The 13,117-nt window shown below is 31.7% G+C and carries 7 protein-coding genes; 4 read left to right on the top strand and 3 right to left on the bottom strand.

Annotation, left to right across the window (positions count from 1 at the left end):
• The first annotated feature begins 9 nt into the window (after positions 1-9).
• Together ACFCYN_RS08860 and ACFCYN_RS08855 are read left to right on the top strand one after the other, a co-directional pair.
• The gene (locus ACFCYN_RS08860; RefSeq protein ID WP_375948787.1) at positions 10-1,107 is read left to right on the top strand and encodes a GerAB/ArcD/ProY family transporter; all 1,098 of its coding nucleotides are present in this window, start codon (positions 10-12) and stop codon (positions 1,105-1,107) included.
• Positions 1,108-1,658: 551 nt separating this feature from the next.
• On the top strand, positions 1,659-2,699 hold the full coding sequence (locus ACFCYN_RS08855) for a CotS family spore coat protein (protein ID WP_375948785.1): 1,041 nt from the start codon (positions 1,659-1,661) through the stop codon (positions 2,697-2,699).
• Positions 2,700-3,221: 522 nt separating this feature from the next.
• On the opposite strand, the gene ACFCYN_RS08850 is transcribed toward ACFCYN_RS08855, so the two are convergent.
• Genes ACFCYN_RS08850 through ACFCYN_RS08840 form a run of 3 tightly spaced genes read right to left on the bottom strand, consistent with a single transcriptional unit; the run spans position 3,222 to position 7,063 of the window.
• On the bottom strand, positions 3,222-4,385 hold the full coding sequence (locus ACFCYN_RS08850; protein ID WP_375948783.1) for a Ger(x)C family spore germination protein: 1,164 nt from the start codon (positions 4,383-4,385) through the stop codon (positions 3,222-3,224).
• Positions 4,372-5,475 carry a GerAB/ArcD/ProY family transporter gene (locus tag ACFCYN_RS08845; protein WP_172445449.1) on the bottom strand — a complete coding sequence of 368 codons (1,104 nt, stop codon included), beginning with the start codon at positions 5,473-5,475 and terminating at the stop codon, positions 4,372-4,374. Before ACFCYN_RS08845 ends, ACFCYN_RS08850 begins: the two co-directional genes overlap by 14 nt.
• 25 nt (positions 5,476-5,500) lie before the next feature.
• Positions 5,501-7,063 carry a spore germination protein gene (locus ACFCYN_RS08840; RefSeq protein ID WP_172445448.1) on the bottom strand — a complete coding sequence of 521 codons (1,563 nt, stop codon included), beginning with the start codon at positions 7,061-7,063 and terminating at the stop codon, positions 5,501-5,503.
• Between the two features lie 472 nt (positions 7,064-7,535).
• On the opposite strand from ACFCYN_RS08840, the gene ACFCYN_RS08835 reads away from it, so the two are divergent.
• The gene (locus ACFCYN_RS08835; protein WP_172445447.1) at positions 7,536-8,816 is read left to right on the top strand and encodes a helix-turn-helix domain-containing protein; all 1,281 of its coding nucleotides are present in this window, start codon (positions 7,536-7,538) and stop codon (positions 8,814-8,816) included.
• A 136-nt stretch (positions 8,817-8,952) separates the two neighbouring features.
• Complete coding sequence (locus ACFCYN_RS08830; RefSeq protein ID WP_375948781.1) at positions 8,953-13,107, top strand: S8 family serine peptidase; 4,155 nt, start codon at positions 8,953-8,955, stop codon at positions 13,105-13,107.
• The last annotated feature ends 10 nt before the right edge of the window (positions 13,108-13,117 follow it).

The following is a 13,117-nucleotide window of genomic DNA, read 5'->3' as shown; positions in this document are numbered from 1 at the left end:
GGTGTATTCATGCTAAATATGAAGTTTAATTCTGAACAATTTTTTAGCTTAATATCAATTTATCTGTTAGGAAGTGCAGTTGCGATGGATCCCGCAAAAGATGCAGGTAGGGATTCCTGGATTGCCATATTAATTAGTTTATTAATAGGACTAATACTCTTTAGTTTGTATATGGAAATCTATACAAATAACCCTTCAATTCCTTTGATTAATTGTTTACAAAAAGCATGGGGGAAATATGTAGGAGGATTAATCGGTTTATTATATATCGTTTATTGTATATATATTGCTTCACGGGTCTTGAGAGATTTTGCTGAGCTAATCCTAATTATTGCGTTGGAAAATACAAGTTTATTTACGATATCGATATTAATGATGTTTCTTATGGTTTACACAGTAATGAAGGGCTTTACAAGTTTTGCAAGAACAGTTTGGATTTGTTTTCTTTTATGTGGTTTTTTCGTATTCATATTAATTGTTACACAAATATTAACTAAGTTTTTTTCTTTATCTCATTTAAAACCAATTCTTGATCACGGTTGGAAACCAGTTTTAAAGTCTGTCTTTCCAACAACTGTAACTTTTCCTTTTGGTGAATCAGTCGTATTTTTATTAATAATGCATCATTTTGAACATCCAAATAAAGCCAAGAAAATTGGTTCCTTGGGTATGATTTATGCAGGCATATTCCTGGCCTTTTCTGCCATTATTCACATAGCAAATTTAGGAGAGATTATTTTTAAAGCTTCAACTTATCCAGTATTATCAAGTGTTTCTTTAATAAATATTGGAGACTTTTTTACAAGATTAGAGTCATTAGCTGTAGTAGTATTCGTTATTTTAGGTTTTATTAAAATCTCAATATTATTTTTTGGAGCAGTAGAAGGAACGATGCTATTATTTCAATTAAAAGAAAACTGGCTAATTACATTTTTAATAGGAATTATCATATTATTCTTAAGTGTACTAACAACGGTTTCATATGCTCAGCATGTACATATTGGACTTGATTTAGTTCCTAAATATTTGCATATTCCTTTCCAAATTATTTTACCGATGATTTTATTCATAACGTTAAAAATTCAAAAAAAATTATCGTTTTCGTAGTTTAACAAACAGCGTAACACCAAAATATATTAGAAAATAACACATTAATACTTTATCGAGTTTTAAGATCCCTACTTTGTTATATGAAAATGCTAACATTAAATAATGTAAGTCAAATCCTTGTAATAAGGTAAACATGTAGATCACCAAAAAACTTAAGAATGATAACAAAATAAAAATAAAGATTTCCTTCATAATAACCCTCCTTTGATGAGTAGTATGTGGAAAATGAAGTTTGATTACTCACAATGAAAGGGGAATAGGTTTTGCCTCTTTTTTTTAGAGGCTTTTTATTATAAAAATCTAACCAAAATTGATTCTAATTAAAACAATTTCTAAAAGAATGTAGTATTTAAACAGGTTAAGTGAAAGTAAAATATAAAGAATGAATTACTGAAATTTTTTGAAGCTGAAAATGAATAAATTGGAATTGAATCGGAATTTATAATTATAAACTTTTAAATAGTAATCTCTTAGTAGATTAGCCGTCTCTAAACTTGTACATATTCATAAATTAAAAAGTGGATAAGTATTATTTGGGAGGTATTTTTTTGGACGCTTTTTTTAGTGATATAGTAAAAAAAGTAATTTTAAATTACCCACTAGAAGTTAATCAAAGATCCTTAGAATTCATTGGTGATCTAAAAGCTGAGTGTCCTTTTGATACAAATTTTGGTGAAGTGTTATTGAAGAAAGTTGAAATTGATAAAGAATATATTGATTTTATGATATATGCAATTGAGTTACTAAGAGATAATGGAGTATACACACCAGAAATATTAACTACAAAATTAGGTGACGGTTTTGTAAGGATGAATGGTGAATATTATATGGTGTTTGAAGCAGTTACTGGCAGGCTTCCAAACTTGGAGAATGAAGACGATCTTATTATGATGATAAGTGGAATTGCTACTTTTCATAAGGCATCAAGAGGAATTGAAATAACAAATGAACAATTACCGTTAGTTCAATCAGATTGGCAAAAAGATCTAAAAAATAAATATTTAACATTAACGAAATGGAAAGAAGAACGCACTAAAGTTAAAAATCCAACTGAAATCGATAAGCTGTTTTTTAAAAATATTAATACAATATTAATACAATGTGAGAAATCTATCGCATTAATAGATAAATATTATCATGCGAAAGAAGCAGAAGCGACAGCTAGTATGAAATCATTGAGTTGTCAAAATATAGAAAATAAAAATTTTTCAATTGGAGAAGATGGTAATTTATATTTCTTAAATATTAGTAAAGTAAAAATCGAATTACCGATAAATGATATTAGAAGAATTTTATTTATGGCAATGAAAAACGAAAAAACTTGGAATTTAAGTTTAATGAAGAAAATAATCAAATCATATCAAGAGATCAATCCATTAACATGTATGTTGTTTAAGTTGCTTAAAGCCGAATTAATGTTTCCTCATTTATTTTATGAAACATTTTTAGCGTATTATGAAAATAAAGAAACAGATTGTGTTGAAGCTAGTTCAGTTTCATTGATAAAAAAGAACGTTGCATTAGAATTAAGTAAAGAAAGAGTAATATATACATTCTTTACACAATCAAAAGAAGTACTTAATGATTAAACGAAAAAACTTGATTTTATAATTAAAAAGCTCGAATCCCTTTAGAATGTGGATTCGAGCTTTATTTTTATTGGCAAGCACTATTTGACTTGTTTAAAATCTTTTGATGGACTTACTAGTCTAAATTTATCACTAAAAAGGTTGTTTATGAAATGTAAATTTATTCAGAACGTAAATTCACCTAATTGGAGGATAAATATGTAATGATATAATAAAAATAATAAACCGAATAGAAAAGAGTGATTTATATGGTCAAAGAAGTAAAAGAGGTATACAAAATTTCTCAACAAGATTTATTGAACGTTAAAGATTATATTCGCTCAATCTATGAAAATATTAAACTCAATTTTTGTTTATCTTCTTTCCCACTAGACGACCGTTCATTTCCTCTAAAAATAATTTTCTTTCCAAAAGTCTTCTTGAATAACAATCACATTTTTCTAATTATAAACAAAATTACCCTATAGAGTTCACTTTTTAGTGTCTACTCGATAGGGTAGATTTTAATTTAAAGGAGCATATTTATTTGTTTTTTTTCTTTCCAATCATACCATAATCTCTTATTGTAATATTAACATCGTAATTTATTTTAGCTTTACTAAATAGTTCATCCCAATTTCCACTCATTTTTTTCCACTTTTTAGGGTAGTGTATTCTTACTTGGTTTCCGAATCCGGCTACATCTGTTTTATATTCAGTTTGTAGCTTTTTAGTTACATTGTCTACAATGTTTGTTACTTCTTTTTCGGTTGCTTTTTCAATTTTTTTTACATTTTTCTCTTCAAATACAGGTCTTAATTTAGGATTCCAATATTCCGCAATTCTACCTTCTGATTCAATTTTCACGTCAAAAGTTATTTTGTTACCTTTAATATGAGGTGTAACTTTACTTTTCATCAATTCAATTTGAAACCATGTTGGTCCATCAGATTTTTTAGTGAATGCCTTTACCGCTCCACCTTTGCCTTGTGCAGTGATCCAATTAATTCCTTCTACTTCTTGTGTATTAAGAGTACCAATCATTTTATTTTTCTTACCGTTGAAAATTGCCCCTCCTGAAAACTTAGCACCTTTATCAGTTGTTTCTAATAATTGGAGAAGGAAACTAGACCCAGAGTTCATTAATCCACCAATTTTAATTAAAGGTGTTTTACTGACGATTTCTGAAGTTGATGATTCGTTAGCAATTTCAACGATTCGTAATGAAGGAATCACATTTGATTCATGCGTTTCCAGTGTTTCTTTGGCTTTGCCTTTTGCTATAAAAATTAGAGTACTCCCACGAATATCAATATCTCGAAAATAAAGGTCAGTAAGTTCACGTAGGTTTATTTCTCTAGCAAGTTCTTCACTAATTACAACACATTTTTGATGCGCTCCAAAAATGTACCCATCTCTACTTAGCGTTGTTTCCCATCCAGAGGGTTCTAACGAAATGCCTTCTCCGACCACATTTATATAAGGTTTTGTTGGATTAACTCCACCAGATTTTGTGGTCATTGCCTCAGGAACAACATATTGTAAAGTCGATCTTAATTTACCGTTGTCATCTTTATCTATAGCGGAGCCTACTATAATGTTTAAATCCTCAATTGGTTTACTACTCCAGCAACCCGATAATAATATTAGGAGAATTATATTAATAATTGAACTTATAAATATTCGTTTTAACCTACATTTTTTCATTAAATTTTTTCCTCACAAATGAAATCACTAGTAGGAGAAGAGGGATAATACCATATAAATAAAATGCAGTATTTCCGATTGCATCAGCCATTATTAAAGTATCATTTATATCCTTTGGAATCATTGCGATAATGTAAATAAATGGTAATGTACCGAACATAAAAGGTTTCATATTTTTTTTATTAAAAATTTGAGCCATACCAAGAGAGCCAATATAGAATGAAATAATATAAGTGGCAAAAATTTGCATAATCCAGATAACTAGAAGTAATGAGTCAAATCTTTCTACAATTAGACCTTGTATATCGTAGCTGCGAATATAAGTAAGTACGGGCCAAGTTTGCAATAAAACACCATCTACACTGAATGCCCCGACTACAGCAACAACTGTAATCGAATAAAAAACAAATGGTATACTTATTCCATAGACAATTGCTTTTGTTATTTTCTTTTTATCCTTCATAAACACAAAGATAAATAAAATCACTTCAAAACCTGAAAATGATAGTGAAGTTGTTTTAAGTCCATTAAGGACAGGCTTAATCCCATTACCAAGAACAGGACGTAAGTTGTCTAAGTCAATGATTCCGATTCCTAAAAAAATAACTAATAAAAAGAAAAATACAGTGATCGGAAAAATGAGTTCTAACATTCTAGCAATTGGGTTGATTCCCCCAAGAACTATATATAATCCGATCCACAAGAATGGAATTAAAATAGCCCAAGAAGGAGTGCCTTGTAGTAAGAATAATCTAGTTGTTTCTGACATTACCCGAACCTCTATAGCTGAAAGGCAAGTATAATATATAATGATAATGATACCTAATGGAACACCTAACCATTTACTAATTATTTTTTGAGTAAATTGAAAGTATGTTTCGTTCGGATATTGTTTACATAGCATAACTAGTAAGAAAACTAAGAGTAAAATTAATAAACCGGATATGACAACAGAGATCCAACCATCAGGAGTTTTTACTTTATCCGTAATCGTCCTTGGTAAGATTAAAATACCCGCACCAAAAATAAAGTTGACCATAAGCATCACAGTTTGATTCGTTGATATACGATCAATAGGCTCTGAATTCATAACTTTTTACTCCTCTTTTCTTATGCTATTTCATTCTTCTTGTTCTTTTTGTCTGCAAGCTTTTGGGTCTATTTTTCATCATAAATGATGGGGCTCTTACGATAAAATCTTTCCAGTCGCTAAATCTTAATGGAGCAGCAGGACTTAGATAAGGGACCCCGAAGCTTTTAAGTTTAACTAAATGACTACATAGTAAAAGGAAAAATAAAACGACTCCATATAATCCAAATATACTGGCAAAAATCATAGAAATAAAACGAAGCATACGTAGTGCAATTCCTACATTGTATTGCGGAAGTGTAAAAGAGGAAATTGCTGTTACTGCAACTACAATAACCATGATTGTACTTACAATACCTGCTTCAACTGCAGCCTGGCCAATAATTAACCCGCCAACAATTCCTAAAGATTGCCCAATTGGCTTTGGTAAACGAAGTCCGGCTTCCCTTAATACTTCGATAGAGATTTCCATTATTAATGCTTCAATTAATGGAGGAAATGGTACCCCACCTCTAGTTGCTGCTATATGAAATACTAGCTTTGTTGGGATTAAGCCTTGATGAAATGAAATAAAAGCAATGTATAAGGATGGAGCAAATAAAGCAATAAAACATGAAAAATATCGTAATAATCGTACTAAAGTAGCAGCGAACCATCTCTCATAATAATCCTCAGGCGATTGTAGTAACATCTGAAAAGTAACAGGAGCAATTAGTGCGAATGGGGATCCATCTAATATAATAGCAACTCGACCTTCCATTAAAGCACTCATAACTCGATCAGGGCGCTCGGTACTTTGAATCTGAGGGAAAGGACTTAAGTAATTATCTTCTATCAATTGTTCAATATAGCCGGAATCTGGAACGCTATCAATTTCAATTCTTTTAATTCTTTTTTTGACTTCTTCGATTAGTTTTGAATCCGCAATATTTGAAATATAAGCTATAACTAATTCTTTTTTTGAAACTTCACCAATCTCGAATCCGATCATTGTTAAATCTGGATTTTTGCCAGAACGTCTTAACATGGCAGTGTTATCTGCTAAATTTTCAACAAAGCCAAGCCTTGGACCACGAACAAGTGCTTCTGAATCAGGTTCCTTTATATCTCTTGATTTTGTTAATGCTTCCCCTATTAAAAAGCATTCAGAAATGCCATCTATTAACAAGGCTATTGAACCAAATAAAATATCTGATTTTAATTTTTTAAAAGTACTAACACCTTCAATCGTACAAACAGTGAGTGATCGCTCTTTAATACAGCTTTTAATGTCATTCATGTTCAGAGCTTGCCCATTATTTTTTTGATCAGTGACAACAGCAGTGAGTCCCGTCATTAATTCGCCTAAAATATGCTTTTGAATTAAATCTGCATTAGATAAGCCATCAATAAAAATGATTGCTAGTTGAATATTTGTATCGCCCAACAGAAATTCTCTAAACTTTACATCAGAATTATGTCCAATCTCATTAAAAATCCAACTTAAATTTTCTTGGAGATTACAGGACAAATTCTCATAATTATTTTGAGCGTCATTATTTAGAGATACCTTATTTTCCTGATTCATTTTGGATCTCCACTGTTTCATCTAAATCACTCTTTCTCCATAAGATGAACCCATTTAAAAAATCTCCATAAGCCTACAGGAACGATAAAAGTAACAAAGGCCTGGATAAAAATCGGATATTCAGGAATAAATGAAATAATCTTTTTGAGCATCTAATCATCCCTAACAAAGTTTTATAAAATATAAAGGTATTATTTCCCATTATAGGAAAAGAATTCGGTGACGCATGGAAAAAGCAAGAAGAGTTATCTTTCATGAGGTATTTCAAAGTCTATTCCTTCTGTTTTATATATCCCTTCTTGATCATAACTTGTAAAAATTAAGTAACTTTAATTAAATAATTGAATATTTCCTGTTTTAAAAAAATGACAAAATAGTATAATTAACCTAATAGATCACGTGCGATTGTACCTAATTGTCCTTTTTTTAACTAGACAAAATGGTGGGGACGATGAATCAGAAAGATTATTACCTTGTATGGAGAGGAAAGCTCATGAATCAGATACTTCTATATGATTTTCTTACATTAATGAATGACAAAAATTGGAATAAAGCTGATTTAGCTAAATATTCTGGAATCCATATTAGTGATATTAGTAGAGTATTTAATAATAAAAAGCCACTTTCTTTACATTATTTAGATGCAATTACAGACGCGTTCGGTTTGGCAGAAGGTCATTTTTACTCAAGCTATACACAATTATGTTTTAATCAGAATCGATATTTAGATAAACGAAGAAGTGTAGCATTCATTTATAAATGTGCAATAAATGGATTTAAAAAAGAATTAAATTTTATCGTATCAGAAATGTTAGAGGAAAAATCTAAAACAATTCGAACAAAAAATTTACAAAATTTATTTGAGATAGCTGAAAAGTTATTTGCTGAAGGAAAAGAGAAAGAGGCGTTGCCTTTATATGAAATCATTATTCATCATATGCCCGATCAAACAGCAGAGGAAGTCGCAATTAGCTATTTTAGAATGTACTATTTAAATCGATTAACAGAAGAAGGACCAGCTACTCTTGTCCACGTTCTAGAATATGTGAGCTATATGCCAGATGATTTTCAAGAACTAACAATTTTATGGATTACGGCAACTTACTATATGTTAAAACAATGGGACAAGGTACTTCATTATGCAAGCCGTTTAGAAAAAATGGCAAAAAATGAAAAGCATTTTGGTTATGCGTTAGTATATCAGGGCTTTGCTTTAAATAGGCTAAGTAATTCAATCGATGAAGTGCTAAAAATAATTAGTAAATATGGCAGCATAAATGATTTTTTTGCGGAGGCTGCAATAGGTAATCGTTATGTTACCTTACTTGATTTCGGTGAGTTACATTATGTCGATGAATACTATGACTGGATTAAAAATAGGGATGATCTATATGTAGGTATTCCGAGAATTATAGAATCCTATGTAAAATTAGGAAGATTAGAAGATGCTTCGATAGTAATTAAGTTACATCATAAAGAGATTAATGAAATGGCAAACAGTTCTAATTTGTATAAACAACAATTATATTTAGACTTCTGCTATGCACAATCAATATTAAAATGTGAAAATAAGCAATATATAGAAGGCTTAAATGAATTAATCAATGTTGCAAGAAAAGTAAAGAACGCAGGAATCATCGAAAAATTTAAATTATGCTTATTATCAATTTGGCACTATAGAGAACATTTAACAGACCAATTAAATGAGGATTATATTCATATGTTAAGTGACGATAAAAGTCAAATGAGTAATATGTATGCAAAGAGCCCGTAAATCGGGCCCTTTTTTTTGAATTTTCGATAAAATAAATGTTTATTTGACAGAATTTTCAAAAGAGTAAAATTCCATAAACTCACCTTACAATGAATTAGTAAGAGAACACAATTTATTTGGGGGAGAGAATAGAAAGATGAATCGTTTGATTAAAAGTACAGCAATATTAACTTTAAGTACTGGTGTTATTTTAAGTTCATTTCCAGTTAAACATCATACGAATTTAGTAAAGGCTGCAGCACAATCGTCTATTGAAGAAGTACTGTCTAAACTTACACCAGAGCAGCGCCAAGCCTTAAAAAAATTAGAGGTTACTAGCAAAGATGGATTACAATTACCGTCTTCAGTAGATTTAGAAAGTTCTAAAGATCTATCAGTAATCGTTGAATTAAAAGACAAGCCCGCTAAAGTTGCAGTAATTGAAGAAGCTGCAAATGGTAATAGCTTATCACTATCCGATGCGGAGCAAAATGCAGTAGAAGCTCAAGAAACATTTAAAAATGATTTACAAACAATCTATAAAGATGACTTAAAAGAGAATAAAAACGTTTATAAAATTAAACGCACATATACAAGCACTTTAAATGGAGTTTCAATGGAACTGCCTGCAAATAAAGTAAAGTCATTATTAAAATCGAAAGCTGTTAAAGCTGTTTGGCCAAACAATACGATTCAAGTAGAGCCACCAAAAGCTACAGAAGGTGCCGGGGATACAAAGAAAGTAGCAACTGAAGTGTTTCCAGGTGTTAATAAACTACATGATGAAGGTATAACTGGAAAGGGAATCAAAGTAGGGGTAATTGATACGGGAATTGACTATAACCATCCTGATCTAACAGATGCTTATAAAGGTTACCGTGCACAATCTGGAGTAAATCCAAAATCGATTAATCCAAGCTCTGTAAAAGGTTGGGACTTTGTAGATAATGATGCAGATCCAATGGAAACAACATACGACGATTGGAAAAAATCTGGTCTTGCTGAAACAAATACTAGTGGATCGACTTATTACACAGAACACGGTACACATGTATCTGGGATTATCGCTGGACGTGGAAAAAATAATACAGATTATGCTGTAACTGGTGTAGCACCTGATGCTGATTTATATGTTTATCGTGTGCTAGGACAATATGGCTCTGGTACTACTGCAAATGTTTTAGCAGGTATTGATAAGTCTGTATCTGACGGAATGGATGTTATCAACTTATCGTTAGGTAGTAATTCAAATGACCCATTAAATATTGAAAGTCTTGCATTAAATAATGCCGTACTTTCAGGGGTCACAGCAGTTGTAGCAGCGGGGAATTCTGGAGATCAAATGTATACTTTAGGTGCACCTGGAGCATCTGCTTTAGGAATTACTGTAGGTGCAAACGACACGAAGACTGAAATTGCTACGTCTAAAGGAACATTACACGGCACAGCTGATGTATCTACAGATTTAAAATTATTAGGTAAAGGCTTTGGAGACAATGTAGACAGCTTAAAAGGTAAAACTTTACAAATTGTTAAAGTACCAAATACTGGATCAGATGCTGACTATAAATCAATTGATGTAAATGGGAAAATTGCATTAGTAAACCGCGGAACAGTTGCACTTGTTGATAAAATTAAATTTGCTAAAAATCATGGTGCTGTAGCGGTAATTATTATGAACAATGTTGCTGGAGAAGGATTTATTCCAGCATACTTAGGTGCAAGCTATGGTTTAGTTCCGACGTTTTCAATGTCATATGAACAAGCAACTTCTATGACTTCAAAACTTGGTACTACTTCAACGTTCTCTTTTGATGAAATGGGAAAAATAGCATATGAAGGAAGTAAATTAGCTTCATTCAGTTCTCGTGGACCCGCTCGAATCACTTATGATATTAAGCCTGAAGTAACGGCTCCAGGTGTATCAGTTTTCTCTACAGTACCATCTTATATGCACGGAGCAGATCAAATTGGAAAATATCAATATGCATATGACAATTTATCAGGTACGTCTATGGCAACACCTAACGTAGCTGGGGTTGCAGCATTAATGCTACAAGCGAATCCAAATTTATCACCAGCTGAAATTAAAGAAACTTTAATGAACACAGCTGATCCTTTAAACGGAGACTATAGCGTGTTTGAAACTGGTGCTGGACAAGTTGATCCATATGAAGCAATTCATTCAAAAACTAGAATTGAAGTATTAGATGAAACAAATGGCATCACTGATAAAAAAGGTAATTTAAAAACAGTTAAAGATCTAACAGGTGCACTTGCATTTGGCGTATTTGCTCCTGCTGGTCAAAATATAGGTGCTCAACGCTCGCTCAACATCTATAACAATAGTAATCAAGCAAAAACATATGACGTAAAAGTAACTTTCCAAGCAAATCGTCGTGGTTCATTAGATGCTGACGATAATGGGGTAATGATTGTTACTGATAAGTCAATTAAAGTTGGAGCTAACTCGAAAAAGAAATCAACTGTAGCAATCTCAGTTCCGAAATCAGCGAAATTAGGAATTTACGAAGGATTTGTAACTTATACAAATCATGATAATCCTGAGGAGACATTCCAAGTACCATTTGGTATTAAAACAGTTGAAGAAGGAATGGGTTCAGTAGCGATGAGTCCTCAAGCATTTACTCAAGTGTTTGATTCAGCATATGCTGGTCAGTTGATTTATACAAATGCATATATGAGTATTAAATCACACATGCGTACTCTTGATGTTGTTCTAGAAGATGGAAAAACAGGAAAAGATATTGGTTTCATTGGTACAATGGACGGTTTAGGAATGGACGAAAATATTACTTACGGCGTTTCCAAAATCTTTAATGGATATTACTACAAGTTCACTGGTGATGAAGATCAACCAATCGCTTATGATACAGACTTAGCAAAACCAGGGTATTATAAGCTGAAAATTATTGGTACAAATGATGCTGGAAAACAGTTCACATCAGAAGGAGATTTCTATTTTGATAACACAGCACCTAAAATAACAGTTAATGCTCCTGATGTACTTGAATATAAAAACGGACAAGCTGGCGTAACGATTACTGGTTCTGTTTACGATAAAGAAACCGAAGAAATGCAAAAACTTGGCATGAACTTTAATCAAGGAAGTACAACTTTATATTACCAAGATCAATTAGGTGGAAGAGCAATAAATGTACCTTTAAATTCAGATGGCACGTTCTCTGTTACTGTTCCTACCAATGCAACTAGAGCTATGTTACTTAGTTTCTACGCATTAGATGCAGCATCAAATAAGACATTTAAAGAAGGTAGAGATATTTTCGTTGTACGTGATGATGTAACATACGGCTATATGCAACCGGAAAAACGTATTGCGAAAACGGGTGAAACCGTTCATGCGACATTGAATTTAAATAAAGCAAATGATGTAAAACAAGCTGTTTATAAGTTTTATCATTACTCGGATATTGCAACTATGAATATTACTCCAACTCCAAATTTATCAGATAAAGTTAATGTTAAGGTCGAAGATAAAGTTTGGAGTGGTAATTTAAATGAAGCAACTGTAACCATTACGACAAAAGATGGTGTGGCTCCTTTAAATGGTGACTTAAAACTAGCAGATATCGCTTTCAAAATGGGTACTGAATATTCACCACAACCTGATATATGGCCAGCTTATATGACAAGTGTTAATGTCACAGATACGAATAATACGACAAAAGCAGTTTCAAGTGGTAATCCTGGAATCTTCTTTACAGAACCAACTTTTTCTATCTTCCGAGGTAGTAAAAGAGCCGAAGCTTTCTTAGATCCAAATGGAGCAGCAACTCAAGGAATTGATTATTCAAAATTGGGTGTTAAAGTAAAAGCAACAAATTCTAATGGAACAGTTTACAATGGGAAAATCGAATCATCATCTGTTTTCCAAATTCAAAATTTACCATTAACAGATGACCAATATGAGTTAGAATTAGATTTCCCAGGTCACTTTACAGTACACAAAGACTTTACAATTGGTTTCCATGAAGATGGAAAAGTTGTTAATCAAAATCTATACTATAAATTAAATCCAGCTATTGCAGGGGATGTAAATAAAGATGATGTTATCGATGTAATGGATGCAATTTATATCCAAACTTATTGGGGAACAAATAAACGTGCAGCGGATATTAACTTCGATGGTGTAGTTGATGCAAAGGATATGGCTTATGTAGAAAAGAATTACTTAATGCAAAATCCAACAATTAAATTTGCACCAACACCAAAGAAGAAATACAAATCTCAAACTTTAGAAACAGTTAAGAGTGCATTAGGCATTCAATAATTTATTATTT

The sequence above is a fragment of the Gottfriedia sp. NPDC056225 genome (assembly GCF_042267765.1).
In the GTDB taxonomy this organism is placed as follows: Bacteria; Bacillota; Bacilli; order Bacillales; family Bacillaceae_G; genus Gottfriedia.
The sequence above is the reverse complement of the archived record's forward strand: the minus strand, read 5'-3'. Positions and strand labels throughout refer to the sequence as shown.

Coding starts and splice junctions, on each gene's coding strand:
- ACFCYN_RS08860 (WP_375948787.1), top strand. CDS start 10: ATGCTAAATATGAAGTTTAATTCTGAACAATTTTTTAGCTTAATATCA.
- ACFCYN_RS08850 (WP_375948783.1), bottom strand. CDS start 4,385: ATGAAAAAATGTAGGTTAAAACGAATATTTATAAGTTCAATTATTAAT.
- ACFCYN_RS08845 (WP_172445449.1), bottom strand. CDS start 5,475: ATGAATTCAGAGCCTATTGATCGTATATCAACGAATCAAACTGTGATG.
- ACFCYN_RS08840 (WP_172445448.1), bottom strand. CDS start 7,063: ATGAAACAGTGGAGATCCAAAATGAATCAGGAAAATAAGGTATCTCTA.
- ACFCYN_RS08835 (WP_172445447.1), top strand. CDS start 7,536: ATGAATCAGATACTTCTATATGATTTTCTTACATTAATGAATGACAAA.
- ACFCYN_RS08830 (WP_375948781.1), top strand. CDS start 8,953: ATGAATCGTTTGATTAAAAGTACAGCAATATTAACTTTAAGTACTGGT.